At 59.0% G+C, this 19,162-nt stretch carries 16 protein-coding genes; 6 read left to right on the top strand and 10 right to left on the bottom strand.

Annotated elements, in window-relative coordinates:
- Nucleotides 1-79 precede the first annotated feature (79 nt).
- From AB1772_07445 to AB1772_07420, 6 genes are all read right to left on the bottom strand, one after another.
- Entirely contained in the window at nt 80-469 is a 390-nt protein-coding gene (locus AB1772_07445; GenBank protein ID MEW5796181.1) for a VOC family protein, read from the bottom strand.
- Between the two features lie 191 nt (nt 470-660).
- Nucleotides 661-1,356 carry an aromatic aminobenezylarsenical efflux permease ArsG family transporter gene (locus AB1772_07440; protein ID MEW5796180.1) on the bottom strand — a complete coding sequence of 232 codons (696 nt, stop codon included), beginning with the start codon at nt 1,354-1,356 and terminating at the stop codon, nt 661-663.
- The gene (locus tag AB1772_07435; protein MEW5796179.1) at nt 1,356-1,835 is read right to left on the bottom strand and encodes a nitrophenyl compound nitroreductase subunit ArsF family protein; all 480 of its coding nucleotides are present in this window, start codon (nt 1,833-1,835) and stop codon (nt 1,356-1,358) included. The genes AB1772_07440 and AB1772_07435 overlap by 1 nt, the downstream gene beginning before the upstream one ends.
- A 44-nt stretch (nt 1,836-1,879) precedes the next feature.
- A complete protein-coding gene (locus AB1772_07430; GenBank protein ID MEW5796178.1) occupies nt 1,880-2,113 on the bottom strand; it encodes a thioredoxin family protein in 234 nt (77 codons plus the stop codon).
- Between the two features lie 12 nt (nt 2,114-2,125).
- On the bottom strand, nt 2,126-3,427 hold the full coding sequence (locus AB1772_07425) for a permease (protein ID MEW5796177.1): 1,302 nt from the start codon (nt 3,425-3,427) through the stop codon (nt 2,126-2,128).
- A 66-nt stretch (nt 3,428-3,493) separates the two neighbouring features.
- Nucleotides 3,494-3,817, bottom strand: a complete 324-nt coding sequence (locus tag AB1772_07420; protein MEW5796176.1) for a metalloregulator ArsR/SmtB family transcription factor — start codon at nt 3,815-3,817, stop codon at nt 3,494-3,496.
- Between the two features lie 297 nt (nt 3,818-4,114).
- On the opposite strand from AB1772_07420, the gene AB1772_07415 reads away from it, so the two are divergent.
- Both AB1772_07415 and AB1772_07410 read left to right on the top strand, forming a co-directional pair.
- Entirely contained in the window at nt 4,115-5,359 is a 1,245-nt protein-coding gene (locus AB1772_07415; GenBank protein MEW5796175.1) for a DUF438 domain-containing protein, read from the top strand.
- Nucleotides 5,356-5,895, top strand: a complete 540-nt coding sequence (locus tag AB1772_07410) for a DUF1858 domain-containing protein (protein MEW5796174.1) — start codon at nt 5,356-5,358, stop codon at nt 5,893-5,895. The genes AB1772_07415 and AB1772_07410 overlap by 4 nt, the downstream gene beginning before the upstream one ends.
- Nucleotides 5,896-5,904: 9 nt before the next feature.
- Here the strand turns inward: AB1772_07410 and AB1772_07405 are convergent, their stop codons facing one another.
- Nucleotides 5,905-7,887, bottom strand: coding sequence for a cation:proton antiporter (locus AB1772_07405; protein ID MEW5796173.1), 1,983 nt, complete (start codon nt 7,885-7,887; stop codon nt 5,905-5,907).
- Between the two features lie 197 nt (nt 7,888-8,084).
- Here AB1772_07405 and AB1772_07400 point away from each other — a divergent pair, with 197 nt between their 5' ends.
- A complete protein-coding gene (locus AB1772_07400) occupies nt 8,085-9,524 on the top strand; it encodes an aldehyde dehydrogenase family protein (protein MEW5796172.1) in 1,440 nt (479 codons plus the stop codon).
- 66 nt (nt 9,525-9,590) lie between these two features.
- On the opposite strand, the gene AB1772_07395 is transcribed toward AB1772_07400, so the two are convergent.
- The 3 genes from AB1772_07395 to AB1772_07385 all read right to left on the bottom strand — a co-directional run bounded on the left by AB1772_07395 (nt 9,591) and on the right by AB1772_07385 (nt 13,395).
- On the bottom strand, nt 9,591-10,787 hold the full coding sequence (locus AB1772_07395; GenBank protein ID MEW5796171.1) for a multiheme c-type cytochrome: 1,197 nt from the start codon (nt 10,785-10,787) through the stop codon (nt 9,591-9,593).
- A gap of 15 nt (nt 10,788-10,802) precedes the next feature.
- Nucleotides 10,803-12,365 (bottom strand): hypothetical protein, encoded by a 1,563-nt coding sequence (locus tag AB1772_07390; protein MEW5796170.1) that lies wholly within the window; start codon nt 12,363-12,365, stop codon nt 10,803-10,805.
- 76 nt (nt 12,366-12,441) lie between these two features.
- Nucleotides 12,442-13,395: a cytochrome c3 family protein gene (locus tag AB1772_07385; GenBank protein MEW5796169.1), complete on the bottom strand. Its 954-nt coding sequence runs from the start codon at nt 13,393-13,395 to the stop codon at nt 12,442-12,444.
- A gap of 347 nt (nt 13,396-13,742) precedes the next feature.
- On the opposite strand from AB1772_07385, the gene AB1772_07380 reads away from it, so the two are divergent.
- The 3 genes from AB1772_07380 (at nt 13,743) to AB1772_07370 (ending at nt 18,713) form a co-directional block, all read left to right on the top strand.
- Nucleotides 13,743-14,036, top strand: a complete 294-nt coding sequence (locus AB1772_07380) for a hypothetical protein (protein MEW5796168.1) — start codon at nt 13,743-13,745, stop codon at nt 14,034-14,036.
- 109 nt (nt 14,037-14,145) lie between these two features.
- The gene (locus AB1772_07375) at nt 14,146-15,636 is read left to right on the top strand and encodes an efflux RND transporter periplasmic adaptor subunit (GenBank protein MEW5796167.1); all 1,491 of its coding nucleotides are present in this window, start codon (nt 14,146-14,148) and stop codon (nt 15,634-15,636) included.
- Between the two features lie 8 nt (nt 15,637-15,644).
- The gene (locus tag AB1772_07370) at nt 15,645-18,713 is read left to right on the top strand and encodes a CusA/CzcA family heavy metal efflux RND transporter (GenBank protein ID MEW5796166.1); all 3,069 of its coding nucleotides are present in this window, start codon (nt 15,645-15,647) and stop codon (nt 18,711-18,713) included.
- The last annotated feature ends 449 nt before the right edge of the window (nt 18,714-19,162 follow it).

Genomic DNA, 19,162 nt, shown 5'->3' with positions numbered 1-19,162 from the left:
GGCCTGGGGTGACTTACAGGTGACCGGCGCAGCGTGCGCCGCGGAGGGCACCAGCAACCATGTCACCTTCGTTCAGCGCTTACTCGAACTGGAAGAACGAAACTGCCGCGCCGGTGGGATCCAGCACCGTGATAAACCGCCCCATGTTCGGCACCGGCATCGGGCCGACCAGCACTTGTCCACCCAACTCCTTGACTTTGGCACAGGTGGCGTCGATATCGTCCACGGTTATGTACGCCATCCAGTGCGACGGCACCTCCTTGGGGACCTGGGCCGGCATGGCCACCATGCCGCCGGCGCTCTGTTCCATCCCGTCGACTTTGAACATCGTGTAGTTCATACCGGGCATGCCGGAATCGTTCAGTTTCCAACCGAGGAGCTGGGAATAGAACTTGCCGGCCGCGCCGGTGTCGCGGGTGACCAGTTCGTTCCAGCAGAAGGTCCCGTGCTTGGGCATGTTGTCAGCCATGAGTGAACTCCTTTTGTCGGTAGTAGTTTGTCGTAGTTCTGATACGCATTCCAAATACGGGAATTCCCGACCAACTGTTTACAGGAAAATTCGCCCCGGTGACCCTCCCCTTTGGTCGGGCAGCCCGCCGCCGCAAGACGCACAGCGCAACAACAGACCTTATCGCTCCCGACTGCTCTCTATTGTCGATTTCAAAACAACTGCACGCCCAGAATATGGACCGCACTAAGGTAAAGTCCGATCAGTACAAAGACCACACCAGTCGTGAGGCGTGCCCAGCGTTCCAGCGCAGTCAGGCGGTTGAACACACCGCCGATGAACCGGGTTCCGACGGCAATCAGCACCGCGAACGCCACCACCGGTATAGCCGTGCCGATTCCAAACACGGTGGGCACCAGAATTGTCGATTGGCTTTTCACGGCCAGTGGTATCAGGCTGCCAAAGTAAAGCGCGGCCGAAACCGGACAGAAGGACAATGCAAACAGAACACCGAGCAAACCGCCGCCCCAAAGACCTTGGCGAGCCAGTCGCTCCTGCGTGCCCTCTGCGACAGCCGGACCGGTTCCTTTGAAGCGCAGTGCGCCGAGCAGGATCAAGCCGGCCACCAGAAGAATCGGCCCGAGAAATTCGTTGAAGTGATTCTGCAAGAAGAACGACAGCTTCGGCACCGCCATGGTTCCGGCTACAGTCAACGCACCTACCGCCACATAGACCGCACTCCGCCCCAGCGTGTACATCAGGCCGGTCGCAATCACCCGAGCCGGGCTGGTCACTTGTCTGCCTATATACGAAATGGCCGCGACATTGGTCGCCAGCGGGCAGGGGGAAATCGATGTAAGAAACCCCAGCGTGAACGCCGACCCGACCGCAAGCAGCAGCGTGTCCATCACTTGCTCGGCGCCGCCAGAAATGCCCTGGTCTGCCTTTGTACGAAATTGACGTAAGCTTCTTTATCGCCCACCAACTGCCAGATGCTGTCGAGGTTTATCCACGCAATCTCCTTGCCTCCGCCCACCCGCGACAGAATCAGCGCCTTGGTGTAGAGCTGATAATCATCAATATAATGTGCGTTTTCCTCCCGATCCCAATTGATCGTTCGAAAAACGACCAGACTGTCCCTGACCTCTTTCTCGAGTCCGACCTCAATCGCCTCGCGCGAGTATGCCTCCAATTTGGTGCAGGTAGCACAGCGGACGTCGCCGTGAAAGTAAGTGGCGTAGATGATACTTACGACCGTCGCGGAATCGGTACTCACTTCTTGTGCCTGAGTTGCCGTATCCACCGCACGCACCGCCTTGTCATCAGCGGGCTGTTCAGCGACAGCCACCACGCCTGTTGACAACATAATCGCAACCGACAACCACATCCGATTCCTCATTTGATCACCTCGAAAAGCCGTTCGGGATTGAACTATTTCAGCAACTTTTTCAAGTCGTCGAGCGATGGCACCTTTCCGGACACTTTGACCTGGCCGTCGACCACCAGCGCCGGTGTCATCATCACGCCGTAGGTTGTAATTTCACGAATGTCAGTCACTTTCTGGACCTGGCAATCCAGGCCGATTTCGCGGGCGGCCCGTTCAGTCTGGCTGAGCAATTCCTGGCACCGGGCGCATCCGGGGCCGAGGACTTTTATGTCTTTCATTGTACCATCTCCTCAGAACAACGCACCATACACGACTCCGGTGAAAGTGGCCATGGCCACCACCAGGACAATATACACAATTGTCTTTCTTGTGCCCATGATCGACCGAAGAACGAGCATATTCGGAAGCGACAGCGCCGGTCCCGCGAGCAGCAGCGCCAGTGCAGGACCCTTGCCCATACCGCTGCCGATCAGCCCCTGCAGGATTGGTACCTCGGTCAGTGTCGCGAAGTACATGAAGGCTCCAACCACCGACGCGAACAGGTTCGACGCCAGGGAGTTGCCGCCCACGGAGGCGGCGATCCACTCCGACGGGATCAACCCTTCGTGGCCAGGCCTTCCCAGGAACAGACCTGACAACAGCACTCCGGCGAGGAGCAGCGGCAAAATCTGTTTAGCGAAACCCCAGGTCTGGTCGAACCACTCACCGCCTTCGCCTTTATTGCGGGCCGAAATGACTGACAAACCGACCACCGCCACAGAAAAGGGAGTGAGCCGGGTCTCCGGGAAAATTGCCGCCGTCAGCGCCGCGGCCAGCCCGACCGCGACGACACGCCAGACCCTGAATCCAAACCAGAGCACGAGCACCAGCCCCAGAAGTGCAGCCGCAACCGAGGTGATCCACCACTTGAACGAATAGACCCACGTCCAAAAACCGGCGCCTGCCTCGGGCTCGGCCCAGTTGGCAAAGACCAGGATGGCAATCATGAGGCCGAAATACACACCAGTCTGCCAGAGTGGGCGTCCCGGCTTCTCTTCGGGCAGCGCCATCTGGGCGTTCACGCGCTCGGTGTCATCCTTCCGAAAGATGACATGCATGAGGAGACCGATCAGAATGGCGAACACGACTGCCCCGACGGCTCGGGCAGCCCCAAGTTCCAGCCCGAGAATCCTCGCTGTGAGAATGATCGCGAGCACGTTTATCGCCGGGCCGGAATAGAGAAACGCACTGGCCGGACCGAGCCCGGCGCCCATGCGATAAACACCCGCGAACAAGGGCAACACCGTGCAGGAGCAGACCGCCAGCACCGTGCCCGACACGGATGCCACCCCATACGCCAGAACTTTGTTTGCTCCGGCTCCCAGGTACTTCATAACGGATGCTTTGCTGACAAATACGGCGATCGCCCCGGCGATGAAAAACGCCGGTATCAAGCAGAGCAGCACATGCTCACGCGCGTACCATCTCGTCAATTCAAGAGCTTCCGTGACCGCGCCGTTGAAACGGGCGCTTTCGTTCGGCAAGTGATAGACGAGCAGGAAAACAGCTGCGATAGCTGCCAGTGGTTTCCATTCGTGCTTCCAGTCAGTCATAGTCAAGCTTCTTAATGTGGGCGGCAGAGCCTGCCCCAACTCGATCGGCGGTCCTCGCCTGCCCCGCTACCGCTTCGCCGCAGCGGCCGCCTGCCGCGCGTTGGCCTGCAGCACGCTCTCGACACATCCGAAGAAATTCAGGATACACGGCACCCTGAGGCGATACCAAACCTGCAAACCGCGCTTCTCGTCTTCCACCACACCGGCCTGCTTGAGCACTGTCAGGTGCTTGGAAACTGTCGAGACATCGTCGCCGACCATATCCCGCAGCTCGCAGACACAGCGTTCTTGGCGGGCTAGTTGATCGACAATGAGCAGTCGGGTCGGGTGCGCCAGCGCCTTGATGATCCGGGCGCGAGCCGCGTAGGTGGTTTTCATCCGTGCGTTCATAGAACCTCCGAAATCGATATTTGCTGTTTGGCAAAATAACCAACTAATGTTAATTGTCAAACCAATCATTCGGTAGCGAGACCCCTAAAACTTTACTGTTCAGCAAGGCGTATTGGTCTGCCGGGCCACGAAATTGTCAGCGCCGCCCCATACCTTGACTACGTGCCTTGTGAATGCTATAAAGGGACCAGGCGTGGCCTGGCAACGATAACAGTCACGAATTAGCCCCGAGCCACTCCGAGCCGGTCGCACCTGGGAGTTTTGCACACTGGTTTTGCAGACACAGGAGACGTAGTAATGAGTGAATTATTGGACAATACTACCGCCAGACGCAATGTTCTAAAGCATCTGATTCTCCAGCTTCACCAGGGCCAGGCCCCGGAGCAGGTCCGGCCGCAACTGGTCCGCCTGCTGGGGCGGGTCCCCTACGATGAGGTAGTCGCCGTGGAGCAGGAACTGATATCCGACGGCATGCCTGCGTCGGAGATCCTCAGTCTCTGCGATCTGCACTCCGCCGCTATGAAAGGGGCGATAGATACCTCCGGGGCCAAAAGCGTTCCTCCGGGCCACCCGGTGCACACGTTCAAGATGGAAAACCAGGCCCTGGCCGGTGAACTTGCCCTGACCGACAAGCTGTTTTCGGAAATAGCGGGACTGCCCGAACAGGCCGATGCCACCGAGCCGATGGGGCAGCTTCGCGTGCGTTTCAGTCGCCTCAGCGATATCGACAAACACTACCGTCGCAAAGAGAACCTGTTGTTTCCGTTTCTCGAGAAGAAGGGGATAACCGGCCCGCCGACTGTCATGTGGGGCAAGGATGACGAAGTCCGTGAGCTACTGAAGGGAGCGATAGAAGCATTGGCCGGCGCGCCCAGTTTTGCTGCCGGCGAAGCCCAGGGGGTGATCGAGCTGGTCCTGAAACCAACCACCGAGGCGATCAAAGAGATGATTTTCAAGGAAGAAGAAATCCTCCTTCCGATGTGTCTCGATAAGCTGAACGATGCCGAGTGGTACGCAATCTATGTCCAGAGTCCCGAAATCGGCTACTGCATCTATGACCCGTCAGCCACGTGGTCGCCCGGCGGAGTGCCCGAGGTTCAGCGCGAACCGGTAGACGAAGCCGGAGTCCGTTTTGACACCGGCAGCCTGACTCCGACCGAACTGGAGGTCATCCTCAACACAATTCCGTTCGATCTGACCTTTGTCGGCGCCGATGACACGGTGAAGTATTTCACGCAGGGGCGGGAGCGGATTTTCGCGCGCAACCGGGCGATCATAGGCCGCCAGGTGCAGATGTGCCACCCGCCCAACAGCGTGCATGTGGTGGAGCAGATCATAGCCGACTTCAAAGCCGGCCGTCAGGATCGGGCGCCGTTCTGGATCACGCTGAACGGGAAGTTCATTCATATAGAGTATTTTGCGGTTCGTGATCGCGAGGGGAAGTACCTGGGGACGCTTGAGGTGAGTCAGGACCTGACCGAAAAACGTTCACTGACCGGCCAGCAGCGGCTGCTTTCGTATGTGAAGGAAGAGTCTTTGTGAGCGACGAGAAACTGCTGATCACGCCACAAACCAAAGTCGGCGAATTACTGAAAGCGTACCCGGAGATCGAGGAAGTACTTATCGCGATCGCCCCGGAGTTCAAGAAGCTGCGCAATCCGATCCTGCTCAGAACAGTGGCCCGAGTCACCAGCCTCGCGCAGGCTGCGCGGGTAGGCGGCGTGCCGGTCGGCGATCTGGTCCGGCAGTTGAGACAGGCGGTGGGACAGCCCGACATCGATGTATCAGCGGAGCCGCCTTCGGAGAGCGCCGTGTCGAGCACCCCGCCGGAGTGGTTCAGGCAGGAACCGATAAAACAGAGCCACGATGCCCGCCCGCTTATCGAGGCCGGTCTTCAACCAATCGGGCGGGTGCTGGGCGATCTCGAAAGTCTACCCCACGACGTCATATACGAACTGATCACGCCTTTTGAGCCCGCGCCGCTAATCGACAAGGCCAGAGCAAAGGGCTTCGACACGTGGACGCGCGCGGTTTCGGCCGGCGAATATCGAACCTACTTCCGGCGCTCCCCGGGCTGAAGTCTGACATCAATCCGCCAGCGCCAAAGCCACTTCGTTGCACTGCGCGGCCGTACCGACCACATAGAGCAGGTCGCCTGGTTCGAGGCGGACGTCACCGGCCGGGTTGCTGATCAACTTCGCCCCTCGCATGATCGCCAGCACGTTCACGCCGAACCGGTTGCGCAGCCGCGCCTCGGCGAGTGTCTGGCCGAGCGCCGGGCAGGTTGACCCCACTTTGACGGCGCTTATTTCAATCTCCGACAGGTGCACCTGCAGGTCACCCAGGCTCGGCGACCGCGGAGTCAGGCTTCGGAACATCTCGTAACTGTGTGAGCGGAGCTCCGCGGTCAGTTTCTCGATATCGTCCCGCGGCACGAGATACTTGGTCAGAACGCGGGTGAAGATCTCAACCGAGGTCTCAAATTCCTCAGGAATGACCTCGTTGGCGCCGTTTTCGTACAGGGCGGCCATTTCGATCACAAAGCGCGTCCTCACGATAATGTACACGCGCGGACTGAGCTCGCGAATGGTGTGGGTGATGCGGCGGGAGGTAATCGGATCGGATATCGCGATCACGACAATCCGGGCGCGTTCGATTGCCACCTCCTTGAGCAGCTCGCGACTGGACGCGTCGCCGTAGCGGATCGGTTCCCCCTCGGCTTTCACCGCACGGACGGTGTCCGGGTTCATTTCCACAATGACGTACCTGATCCCCGCCGCCTTGGCCGCGCGGGCGATATTACGGCCGTTCAGCCCGAATCCAATTATCACCAGGTGGTTTTCAATCGCCTGATCGCCCTCGCGCCCGCCCGCCAGGCCGCGATACGATCCCGATTCAAACCGCCGCAGGAACGGCCAGCTCGAGACCGCCGCGGCCACGCTTGGCGCGAGGCTTATCAGGAACGGGGTCAGGCCCATGGTCAGAATGGCGACCGCCAGAAAGAGCTGGTAATGCCCGGAGTCAATCAGGCCCGATGACAATCCAACTTTGGAGAGAATAAAGCTGAACTCCCCCACCTGGCCGAGCGCCAGGCCGATTATGATCGCCGCCCGCGATGACATCCCCAGGGCCAGCGCCACGCCTGCGGCGATAATCGTCTTGATGAGAATGACCAGCAGACCTCCGCCGAAAACCGCACCCGGATGGGACAGAACCGTGGAGGTATCCAGCAACATCCCGATCGAGACGAAGAAAAACCCGGTGAACACCGCCTTGAACGGCAGAACTCCCTCGAGCGCCTGACTGCTGTATTCCGAGTCGGAGATAATCAGCCCGGCCAAGAACGCTCCCAATCCGAGTGACAGCCCCAGTTCGAACGTAGACCACGCCACCGCCATGCCGATCAGCACTACGCTGAGCAGGAACAGCTCGCGACTCCGTGTGCGCGCCACCTGGTAGAGCACGGTCGGCACGAGATATCGCGCCAGTACCACCACCAGGATCACAACAATTAGACCTTTGAAGAGCAGCCTGAACAACGACTCAGTCAAACCGCTGTCGGCGCCGCTCAACACCGGCGTGATGATCATCATCGGAGCGATTATTATGTCCTGAAAGATCAATATCGCCAGGGTGACGCGCCCGTTGGCGCTGTCCAGCTCGGCCCGGTCCTGAAGGGCCTTCAGGACGATAGCGGTACTGCTGAGCGACACCAGGAAACCGGCGAACACCGCCTGGCTGAGCGTGAAATCGAGCCAGGCCACCAGCAGTGTGACCACAACGATCGTGAGCACCACTTGCAGCCCACCCCCCAACAGAGCGGAGCGGCTGGAGTGCAGAAGGTCCTTGACGGAGAACTCGATCCCGATGGCGAACAAAAGCAGAATGACCCCGATCTCCGCGAGCATGTCGACTTCGTGTGGGGAGTGAATCAGACTGAAGCCGTGCGGGCCGATAGCCAGCCCGGCAATTAGAAACCCCACTATCGGCGGGAGCTTCAGGCGATGGCACACCAGCAGGCCGGCCACCGACGCGGCGAAGATCAGTACCAGGTCCTGCAAAATGTACATGTTTTCAGACCGGCCAATTGGAATTGCCCTCGCTTGTAGCCTGCGCGTATCGCAGGAACCGTTCGGTATCGAGGGCAACCAATAATAGTCCGCTGCCGCCGGCCGAATCAACCAGAAAGCTCGCCCCCTTTCCGCTTGTCCGGCCCTCGTGCAATGCCGTATTTTTGGCCAGCTTATCGCCGGAGAGGTATGTGATTATGACCGACGAACGCCCCCCTGGGCTCGATATCGACGCTATCCTGGACCGCGCGACGATGGCCGCGGCCGCCTTCCGAAAACTCAACCAGGAGCAGACCGACCGGATTGTCCGGGCTGTCTATGAAGCCGGATTCGACAACCGCATCCGGTTGGCGAAGATGGCGTGCGACGAGACCCGGCTCGGTATCTGGCGCGATAAAGTCATCAAGAACGTCATCGCCACCCGCATCGTCTACGAGGACATCAAGGATATGAAGACGGTGGGGGTGATATCGGAGGACGCGGAAAAAGGGATTGTGGAGATCGCTCAGCCGATCGGTCCGATATTCGCAATCACGCCCGTGACCAACCCAACCTCGACTGTCCTGTTCAAAATACTCATTTCTCTCAAATCGCGTAACCCGATTGTCATCCGCCCGCACGGAGCCGCGAAGAAATGCTCCATCGAGGCGGCCCGAATCTGCTACGGCGCCGCGCTCAGCGCCGGCGCGCCGGATCACTGCATCCAATGGGTGGCCAGGTCAACCGAGCAGGAGACTTTGACCCTGATGAGCCACAAAAAAACCGCCATGGTTCTGGCCACCGGCTCGACTGCGCTCGTTCGCGCGGCATACAGTTCCGGCAATCCGGCAATCGGTATCGGCCCCGGCAACGTGCCGGTGTTTATCGGTATGAGCGCCGACGTGCCGTTTACGGTGGAACAGATCTTCCTCTCCAAAACCTTTGACAACGGGACTATCTGCGCAAGCGAACAGGCGCTCGTAGTCAGAGGGTGCCATGTCGAGCAGGTCAAGCGGCTTTTACTCGAGCGCAAGGCGTACTTCCTGACCCAAGAAGAGATCAAGCGTCTCGAACCGATCGCTTTCAACGTCGAGCATCGGACCATGCGCCCCGAGGTGATCGGCCAGCCCGCAACTAAGATAGCCGAAATGGCCGGTATCAACGTCCCACCCGATACCACGCTGCTAATTGCCGAATTGGACGAGGTCGGCCTGCAATCGCCACTCTCGCTGGAGATACTCGCGCCAATTCTGGCGTTTTATCGGGCTGACGATATCGAAACCGCCATCGAGCTCTGCCGCAAGATCAACGTCAATGGCGGCCTGGGGCACACCATCAGCATGTTCTCTACCAACGAGGAGAGGATACGGTACTTTGCCTCGACCATGAACGCCGGCCGCATTCTAATCAATACGCCGGCATCACACGGCGCGCTCGGCGGGACCTACAACGCGCTGAGGCCGTCGCTCACCCTGGGATGCGGCACCGGCGGCAAGAACATCACGACCGACAATATCAGCGCCATGCATCTGCTCAACATCCAGCGCATCGCCCGCCGCAAGGTGAGTCCGTGTATCTCCCCCGAGGCGATTGCGCTGTATTTGAACGAATCGGTCACTGCGGCTAATCTCGAACCGGGCTGCCGCGAAACGTTGTAAGGTAGCAAGAAAAAGGCCCCGTTGAATTCACGGGGCCCGAACTCAGACTCGATTCCTAAAAGACTATCAGTGACCCTTCAAGGTTGAACTTGCCAGTTGCGAGAAATCGCCACTAGACGGAGATCCAATCGGAGTGTGAACGAGCGGGGCATAGGTCGCAGCCCACTCCTTGGTTTCTGATGTGTGGCACTGCAGACAGGCAAAGTCAAGCGTGATATAGCCGTTGGCGAAAAGTCCATCTTGGGTGAACATCGCCGCGTTCGGATCCATGTTGATCGTCCAGCTATGACTGCGCACATCGCCAGTAAACGTGGTAGCATTAGCGACCGCCGACTTACCGGTTTTAGCCATGTGGCAATCGATACAATCCGGACCGGCCTCACTTGCCGCATGGCCTATCCCACTGGCCAGAAAGCCCTGGGTCTCCGCGAGGTGGCAACTTTCACACGCCACTTTTATCGCGGATTCTCGCTCCGGATTATCGGCATGCAGTCCTATATGAGGATTATGGCAGTCCACGCATTCCAGCGCGGCATGCTTGGTGCGGAACATCTCGTTCCATTGTTCGTGATGTTCGACCCAGCCGCTCTTCGCAGGAATCTTCTGTACGCTGCCTCTTATATGGCATTTGCCACACGCCTCCGATGATCGATCGATCTCCATCGCAAACTTATATGGCTCGGCGGCATGGAATTCGCCCGGACCATGGCATTCCTCGCACTGAACCCCGTTGAATGTCCAGGTACCCACCAGACCTGGCAGGCCTCCCTGATGGCCCGTATCCACATAATTGGTCATATGGCACGGTCCACAGTCGTACGGTTTGCGCGGCGCCGTGGCTGCATCGTAAGAGACAAATTGCTGGGTTTCAAAGTTGTACTGGCGGTTAGCGCCGGTGAGGATGTACCCCTCATTGTCGATATAGCGCGCTTTCCACCAAAAGCCCCCGATCACCATCGAGATGTTATCCCAACTGACATCGGAGGGATTCGGGACCGACGTGAACGGGTAGTATTGGCCGACCGGCAACCTGGCCGAGTCGGCGTCATTCAGTTTGTAGGGATGCCCGGTGTTGCGAAACGTCGCGAGCACACCCTCATGGCAACCTGAGGTGCCGCATTCGGCGCTGCCGACATACGCCGCATCTTGCGGACTCACCTCCTTGATCACTTCAGTGGTCGTGACCGTCTTGCGCTCGCACCCGAACTGCATCAGCAGCGCCGCGAGCAGAAGCCCTGTCAACCAGATTAACTTGGTACGCATATCATCCTCACTATCTTAAAACGTCACGTTTCTGGCGATATAAACTCTAACGATGTTTGCGGTATAGTACTGGCCGACAAACAGCAGATCGTCGGCATTGAAGGCGTCATAGGACGCACCCAACACGTAGTCGTCCTTGAGGAAATAGGCGGCGTCGAAGCCGACGCTGAATTTCTCAGCATTCTGATCACGGCGGCTCCGGTAATAGACACCCCTCGCCGATACTTCGATGTTCTCGTACCGCCTGGGATGCACCGATCCCTGAACTATATGGTCTGAGAACTCATAATTCACACCACGGCTGTTGTTCTGGTATTCCCCTACATAGTAAGCATACGACACATTGACTGAGCCAAGACGCTTGACTTTGATGTTGGCCACCGTCGACCAGACCTGGTAATCAACGCGGGTTTCAGTGCTCTCGTATCCCGCCGAATCACGTAGAACCGGCACCGGATCGTGCGTGGTCACCCGGCTGGACCACTGAACGCACAGGTCGCCGTATTCAGGGACCGAATAGCGTCCGGAGATCTTAAAGCGACTGGAGGACTGATCGCCTGTAAGAGTCGTTCCGTCGACCACATCTTTGTCCAGAAACGAAGCTGACGCCTTCGCGGTGAAGCGGGCGCCAATGCGTCCCCAGGTAGATACAAGGAGACCGTGCGCTTCGGTTCGATTGGTCAGATCATCGGCGATCCGGTTTTCGTAACCCACCCTGATCCCATATCCGGTGCGCCAGAGTTTACCGATGGTGACGGTGTTGGTGGCGTTGTCCGTCTCCCTGTCCAAAGTAGTCTGATCGGTGCGGGCGAATACCAGGCGATACTCGAGTTGATAATCGCGGGGGAGGTCCCACCTTGCCGCTCCCCAGCCGAGATTGGTCTTTATCTCACCGGGAAGATCGCCGTAGTCCTTTCGATATTGATATCCGCCGGAGAGAGAGACCTGATCAAGTTTCGGCACCGGAGTGGAAGCGTCGAAACGGAAAGCGTCTGCGGTTCGATCAACCTGCGACGGGTCGGACTGAATCTCCTGGGTCAGTTTGAAACGCTGATAAGACACATCGATGTTTCTCCCCCGGTGGGCGACGTGTGCCCCGGTGGTCACGGTGGAGTAGCGGAAGTCCATTGGCGCAATGCCTCTGGTCACCGCAAGCGCGTCCTGATAGTCGCCGTGACGGTCAATCAGGTAAACGCCGCCGTACAACTCCACTTCGCGGATCGGCCGGACGGAGAGTTGTGCGCTCGTGGTGCGTCGCCTTGTAAACCGACCACCCTCAAAGTCGTAGAATCTCCTATACTGATCGTTATGCAGGTCCAGGCGGAACTTGCCGGTTTTCTCGATTCCGAATGTCAGGTTGCGGTTGTTTAGAGTCAGGTCCGTCAGATCAGATGTCACCCTTACGCCGTTTTGAAACTGGAATGAAAACCGTTCCAGTGAGAGCCCCATTCCGGAATAGACATTGAATGTTTCCTGGTTCAGAGCACGGTCACCCACTTCATCGGTAAATAGGTATCCGGCTTTGACGGTGCCCGAGCCTGCCGATGCCAGCGATTTGAATGGCAGCAAGCCGATCATGATGATCACCGGAAGGCAACTGATGCTATGTCTTGTTCGACACTCTGTCCTGTTCATTGCTCTCCGCACCCCAGTCTTATAGTTCGTGACACTGAGTGCAATCCTGCGGGCTGCCCAGCCGGGCCTGCAGCATCGGGTCAAGCAGTTTGTGACTCGTCATCGAACCGTGTACGCCGGTGTGACATGCGAAACAGTCCTCGATATCGCGCACGAATCCGTGCAGGGCCGGTAGATTGCGATGGCCCGGCGGTTCGACGTGACACTGTCTGCACAGCGCCGCTCCGGGCTGGCGCAGCAAGCGGTCATTCTCGCTGCTGTGCGGCGCATGACACTCAAGGCAACTGCCCCCTTCGACCAGAGACGCGCTCGTTGCGGGATGTTCGTACGGAAACGGACCGCTTTGGACCGGATGACAACTCTGGCAAACACGCGCCTGGTCATAGGCCACACCATGGTCTGACCTCTTGACAAAGCTATGACAACTTAAACAGGTAACAGCCCGCTGATTCACCGGGTGTTGCGAGCGGCGATGCATCGAGCCGACAACATCTTCATGGCAGGGTCGACAAAACTCGGCGCGATCGCTCAGCAGAAGCGCCGCCGATCCGCCATGCACCTTGTGGCAACTGGCGCAGTTAAGCTGCTGCTGGGAGTGAACGTCGAAACCAGAATCATCGAGCTGCTTGTGGGCGTCGTGACAGGCTGAGCATACAGCCCGCGCTTCCGCGCCAACCATCCGGCTCGGATTAGTGATATTGTCTTTAGTCGGATCTTCTAAATGTATCTGGCCACCCTCATGACAGGATACACACCAGACTTTGCCGCTGCCCGTAGGTCCGAGTGCATGGGCAGTTCTTGCTAACCCGGCATCATATTCCTCGTGGCAGGAAAGACAGCTGCCGTCATCAACGGCCGGTTCCTCGCCCTTAAGTGGAAGAGACAAGAGCGTAATAAGAACGATGGTCACCGTGTGCGCGGTAAGTTCACGGCGGCGCACGGTCCGAGCGGAAGTCAGTCGAGTTGTGATCATTTAGTCCAACCAGTCAGCACAGCACGCATCATGACAGTACTGTGACACAATCGCTGCGAATATAAACTCAGCCGCTACTCGCAATCAAGACAAATCTTCTTTTTTCGGTCCTATTTGTCGGCGAAATTTTATCATGCCATTAGAGAGCCATCCTTTGTTCTTGCAGTCGCCAGCCGGCTTGCAGGCTCTCGAGCCTCTGCACTACGGATGTAACCAACTGGACATCAATAAGATTCGTTGGCGCAAGCAGGCCCGTCGCTGGATCTGTCACCTTCTCTCAACGGGAACACTTGACTGATTGAACAATTAATATATATTCAGTCTTGATTGGAGAGTGAGTCAGCACTTTGGCAAAACCGACTAACATAATCTACCATCGCCTGGCGGCTGTTCTGGTCATCCTGACCCTGGTAGCTCCGACTTTCGGAGCGCTCGCTCACCCCGACGATTGCTGCGCCGAAAGCGAATGCAGCGATTACTGGCGCTGTGGCTGCCATTACCAGCCACTGGCCACCTCACCCGGGAGTCCTGTCGGGTCCGAGATTTTCCTGCAGGCTGAACGGCTTGTCAGCGATATTCTTGTCGACTTGCGTCCGCCCCATATCGATGGGCGCGATCACCCTCCTCGTCTGATCGCGTAGCTCTATTTCCGCCTTCGCGGCGGACACCCAATCAACAATTGTAGCGGGTACATCGGCCCCGGCGCATCTACGTTGCCCGGCCCGACTCCCGCGTGGAGAATCAAAAGCTATGCGAAGAACATTGGCATACCTGGCGCTCATTTCGCTCGGAATCGTGATCGGCACGGGCCTTTCCGGGCTGTTTCGCGGCAATACGGTTAACATGCGCCCGGAAATCAGCGAAGCGCGCGCTATCGGGCAAGAGCCCAGGGCCGAGGAGGCTGCGCTGGACATCGCCGACCGTGGAACCGACTGGTGCGCCGAGCATCGCGTCCCGGAATCTGAGTGCACGAAGTGTAATCCGCAACTGGTCGACGTTTTCAGAGCGAACCACAACTGGTGCGGCGAGCATAATCTGCCCGAGTCGCACTGCCGTCAGTGCAATCCGTCATTGACGTTTCCGCAGGAACCGGTCGAAGTCGTGACTGCTGAGCCGGTGACCGCGACAGTTTTCTTCCCCGCCAACGAACCGGGCTGCACGTCGGATAAGGCGGTGATCCGCTTTGCTTCCCAACGTACAGCCGAGCGCGTTGGCCTCAAGGTCGAACCGGCGATGCCCGCTATGGCGGCGGCGGTTATGATTGAGGCTCCGGCGGAGATCGTGTTTGACGAAACCAGAACTGCGGCGGTTACTACCACCGTGCCCGCCACCGTCATCCGGTGGCTGGTAGATCCCGGGCAGCAGGTTGGCGAGGGACAGCCTCTGGCCGATGTGGAATCCCCTGAGGTGGCGCAGCTAAAGTCAGACTACCTGACCGCTCACGCCGACTGGACCCGCGACCAGCAGCAGTTAACACGCGCCCGAGAACTTGCCCTCAAAGATCTCATCAGCCAGTCCGAGCTCCAGGACGTTGAGGCGTCGGAGAAGGCGGCCTTGTCGGAGGTCAACGGCGCGGTGGGGCGGCTTCGTGCGGCAGGTCTGGGCGAATCCGACCTGCAAAACCTGCTGGATTCCCGCGATACCGGCCCCCGCTGGCTTATTCGCGCCGCCATGGCCGGTACTATCCTCGAGCGCCGCGCTCCCCTGGGCGAGCAACTGCCGGCCGGTTCGGCATTCGGACTGCTGGGCCGACCGAGCGCCCTCTGGATCCAGGCTCATGTCCGTGAACAGGACCTGACCGCTTTTCGCCTCGGTCAGAAGGTGACATTCTCGGTCGACGGTGAAGCGCTCGCTCGCACCGAGGGCGAGGTTATCTGGGTGTCGCAGTATCTCGAACCGGACACGCGCACCGGTATCGTTCGGGCCCGGGTGACGCGCCCCGATCCGGAACTGCGCGCTCATCTCTTCGGACGCATTCAGTTGCAGCAGCCGGGCGGTTCCTCGGCCTTGCTGGTCTCCAAGGATGCCGTGCAGTGGGAAGGCTGCTGCCACATTGTGTTTTTGCAGGAGGCGGTTGACCGCTATCGCCCGCACAAAGTGGCTATTGATCGCGGTGATCGTGACCATTATATGGTCCGCTCCGGACTCGCGGCGGGGGATCTGGTGGTAACCGACGGGAGCTTCCTGCTCAAGACTGAGCTGAAGAAAGAAAGTCTCGGCGCCGGCTGCGCCGGAGAGTAGAGCAGCCGATGCTGACCAGCTTAATCGACTTCAGTATTCGCCGCCGGTGGCTGATTCTGTCTCTAACCCTGCTCCTGATCGTGCTGGGACTGACGGCGCTGGTAAACCTGCCGTTCGACGCCTTCCCGGATACCACACCGGTCCTCGTGCAGGTCAATGTCTCGGCTCCCGGCTGGGCGCCGGAAGAAGTAGAGCGCCAGATCACTTTCCCCATCGAGCGCGAACTCTCCGGCCTGACCGGTCTGAGCGATGTCCGCTCGATCTCGAAATACGGCATCTCGCAGGTCAATCTCATTTTTGATGACGAAGTAGATATCTATCGCGCCCGCCAGCAGGTCGCCGAACGGCTGCCGGGTATCGATCTCCCCGATGATGTCGAGGCGCCCCGGCTGGGACCGATATCGACCGGTCTCGGAGAAATCTTCCACTATGTCGTCCTGGGGAAGACCGAGGACCACACCGAACTCCGCACCATTCAGGACTGGATCATCAAACCGCAGCTTCAATCTGTCCCCGGCGTGGCGGAAATCAACAGTTGGGGTGGCTTCGAACGCCAGTACCATATCCTTGTCGACCCCAACCGGCTCGCCCAGTATCGCCTCAGCCTGACGGATCTCATCGAGACCGTGCAGGAGAGCATCGGCAATGTCCCCGGCGGCCAGATGGTACGCGCCGGCGAGCAGACAATTGTTGCCGGGATCGGTGTCGTCAATCGCCTGGATCACATCAGAAACCTCGTGGTCGAGACTCGCAACGATGTTCCGATTCATGTTGATGATGTCGCAGACGTTCTAATCGGCCACGAGATCCGACGAGGCGCCGCCACCTACATGGGAACCGGCGAGGTTGTGCTCGGACTCGGTTTCATGATCTCCGGCCAGAATTCGCACGAAGTAGCGGCCCGGCTGGCCGAACGTCTCGAAGAAATCAAGAAGTCACTTCCCGCCGGTGTCGAGACCCGCCCGGTGTATGTCCGCACTCACCTGGTCGATCAGGTGCTTTCGACCGTGACCCACAACCTGACTTATGGCGCAGTGTTGGTAATCGCCGTGCTGTTCATGTTCCTCGGCAACATCAGGGCCGGCTTGATTGTCGCCTCGGCCATACCGCTTTCGATGCTCTTTGCCTTTGATATGATGAGCCGATTCGGAATAGTCGGCAGCCTCATGAGCCTGGGCGCGATCGATTTCGGACTCGCGGTCGACAACGCCGTGATCCAGGTAGAAAACTCGGTGCGACGACTCACCCAGCCGCAGGCGAATGGGTCCCGGCTCGAAATACTTCGAAATGCCATCCTCGAGGTGCGCAAACCGACTCTGTTCGGCGAGCTGATCATCATGCTCGTCTACCTGCCGATACTAACCCTGCAGGGTGTCGAGGGGAAAATGTTCCGCCCGATGGCGCTGACCGTGATTTTCGTCCTGCTTGGCTCGTTGGTGCTCTCGTTCACCGTTATCCCCGCGCTTTTGGCGGTGTTTCTCAAGCGTCACGGAAGCGAGCGCGAACCGTTCCTGGTGCGCTGGGTGCAGCGCCTGTATCAGCCCGCCTTGCGGTTCGCCATGAAACACCGCCCGGCAGTTCTGAGCACAGCCGTCATAATGGTGGCGGGCGGTCTGCTCCTCTTCACTCGGCTGGGTGCTGAATTCGTTCCGCGCTTGAGCGAAGGGACGGTGACTATCAACGTGATTCGTCTCGCCGGAATCTCGCTGGAGCAATCATCCTCGGGGGGCGAGACCATCGAGCGCGCCCTGCTGGCCGCTTTCCCCGACGAAATAGACCAGATCTGGTCACGCACCGGCACGGCCGAGCTGGCCACCGACCCGATGGGTCTCGAACTTACCGATGTCTACGCCACGCTCAAACCGCGCTCGGAGTGGACCCGCGCCGGCAACCAGCAGGAGCTGGTCGCCCTCATGGACCGGGAACTGGCTGACCTTCCAGGGATGAACAAAGTGTTCACCCAGCCAATTGAAATGCGCATTAATGAACTGCTCGCGGGAATTCGCACCGATGTCGGCATCAAGCTCTTCGGCGACGATCTGGACGTTCTCGAGGAGAAAGCCGAACAGATCGCCTTATTGGCCGAGCGGATTCCGGGCAGCGCCGATGTTTCGGTGGAGCAATTGACCGGCCAGCCGGAGTTCCTCATCGAAGTCGACCGCGGCAAGCTGTCCCGGTTCGGTCTCCCCGCCCGTGAAGTACTCAATTACATAGAAAGCATCGGCGGTATCAAAGTGGGCGAGGTTTTCGAGGGACAGCGCCGTTTCGATTTGCAGGTCCGCCTCGACCCGGGGTATGCGTCCGTACCCGAGGACATCGAACGCGTCCCGATTCAATCGGTCACCGGTGCGCAACTGACTCTCGACCGGGTCACCACACCGGTGCTGGCCTCCGGACGTTCGACCATCACTCGCGAATGGGGCAAGCGGCGGGTAGTTGTACAGTGCAACGTGCGCGATCGCGACGTGCTTTCATTCGTCAATGATCTCAGGGAGCGAATCGACGCGCAAGTCCCGCTCGATCCCGGTTATTTCGTGCGGTTCGGCGGGCAGTTCGAAAACCTTGAGCGGGCGCGAACCCGGCTGGCGGTGGTGGTGCCGCTGGCCCTGTTCATGATTTTCGGCCTGCTCTACTGGACCTACGGTTCCTTCCGCGACGCTATTCTCATCTTTACCGGGGTTCCGCTGGCGGCGCTCGGCGGCGTAGCCGCACTGGCGTTGCGGGGGATGCCGTTCAGCATTTCGGCGGCGGTGGGCTTTATCGCACTCTCCGGCATAGCCGTTCTGAACGGGCTGGTGCTGGTCTCGCACATCAAGCGGCTGCGATCCGAGGGCACGGAACTCGACGCGGCGGTCCAGCGCGCCGGAATAGTGCGTATGCGCCCGGTGCTGATGACCGCTCTGGTGGCTGCGTTCGGGTTTGTACCGATGGCGCTGTCGCAGGGGGTTGGTGCAGAAGTACAGCGGCCGCTGGCGACAGTGGTCATCGGCGGGATCGTGACCTCCACCGCGCTTACGCTGTTTGTGCTGCCGGTGCTGTATTCGCTCTTCGGTGCGCGCAGCGCGTCGGAAAGCTGAGTTTGACAGCCGATATTGGAGCTGGTGGCCCATCCTTTGGGGGTTGTCTCAAAAGACTCGTAGGTCGGAACCTGTGCCTGGGCGCCGTAGGCGCGCGGTGCGGTTTCGACATCTGCATATAGTCATAGTCATTATGCCGATTGACGTCATCATCAAACATAGCGTCGAAGCGAGAATATCCCACACAACAAACGTGGCTGATCGGCCATCTCGTCTGGACCCCTGTCGCCGGGCCTGTTGGAAGAGCCTATCGCAGGGTCATTGCGGGCGACGATGCGCCGGGTCCAAGCGGCCGCATCGCAGCACGGCAATCTCAACATGTTACGTAGGTGCTGGTTGAGATCGCCACGTCCCGTCCGCGAAGTGCGGCCGGGACTCGCGATGACGCATCCAAGGAACTTTCAATACTCCCCGCCACAGGGGTGACGGCCCCGGGGGGCCGGCGCGAC

It is taken from the genome of Candidatus Zixiibacteriota bacterium (assembly GCA_040752815.1).
GTDB lineage: Bacteria > Zixibacteria > MSB-5A5 > GN15 > FEB-12 > JAGGTI01.
Note: the sequence above shows the minus strand (reverse complement) of the source record. Positions and strands in the feature narration are given on the sequence as shown.

Bases quoted from the DNA above. Each gene is read 5' to 3' on its own strand.
- AB1772_07445 (MEW5796181.1), bottom strand. From the start codon at position 469: ATGGCTGACAACATGCCCAAGCACGGGACCTTCTGCTGGAACGAACTG.
- AB1772_07440 (MEW5796180.1), bottom strand. From the start codon at position 1,356: ATGGACACGCTGCTGCTTGCGGTCGGGTCGGCGTTCACGCTGGGGTTT.
- AB1772_07435 (MEW5796179.1), bottom strand. From the start codon at position 1,835: ATGTGGTTGTCGGTTGCGATTATGTTGTCAACAGGCGTGGTGGCTGTC.
- AB1772_07430 (MEW5796178.1), bottom strand. From the start codon at position 2,113: ATGAAAGACATAAAAGTCCTCGGCCCCGGATGCGCCCGGTGCCAGGAA.
- AB1772_07425 (MEW5796177.1), bottom strand. From the start codon at position 3,427: ATGACTGACTGGAAGCACGAATGGAAACCACTGGCAGCTATCGCAGCT.
- AB1772_07420 (MEW5796176.1), bottom strand. From the start codon at position 3,817: ATGAACGCACGGATGAAAACCACCTACGCGGCTCGCGCCCGGATCATC.
- AB1772_07415 (MEW5796175.1), top strand. From the start codon at position 4,115: ATGAGTGAATTATTGGACAATACTACCGCCAGACGCAATGTTCTAAAG.
- AB1772_07405 (MEW5796173.1), bottom strand. From the start codon at position 7,887: ATGTACATTTTGCAGGACCTGGTACTGATCTTCGCCGCGTCGGTGGCC.
- AB1772_07400 (MEW5796172.1), top strand. From the start codon at position 8,085: ATGACCGACGAACGCCCCCCTGGGCTCGATATCGACGCTATCCTGGAC.
- AB1772_07395 (MEW5796171.1), bottom strand. From the start codon at position 10,787: ATGCGTACCAAGTTAATCTGGTTGACAGGGCTTCTGCTCGCGGCGCTG.
- AB1772_07390 (MEW5796170.1), bottom strand. From the start codon at position 12,365: ATGATCGGCTTGCTGCCATTCAAATCGCTGGCATCGGCAGGCTCGGGC.
- AB1772_07385 (MEW5796169.1), bottom strand. From the start codon at position 13,395: ATGATCACAACTCGACTGACTTCCGCTCGGACCGTGCGCCGCCGTGAA.
- AB1772_07375 (MEW5796167.1), top strand. From the start codon at position 14,146: ATGCGAAGAACATTGGCATACCTGGCGCTCATTTCGCTCGGAATCGTG.
- AB1772_07370 (MEW5796166.1), top strand. From the start codon at position 15,645: ATGCTGACCAGCTTAATCGACTTCAGTATTCGCCGCCGGTGGCTGATT.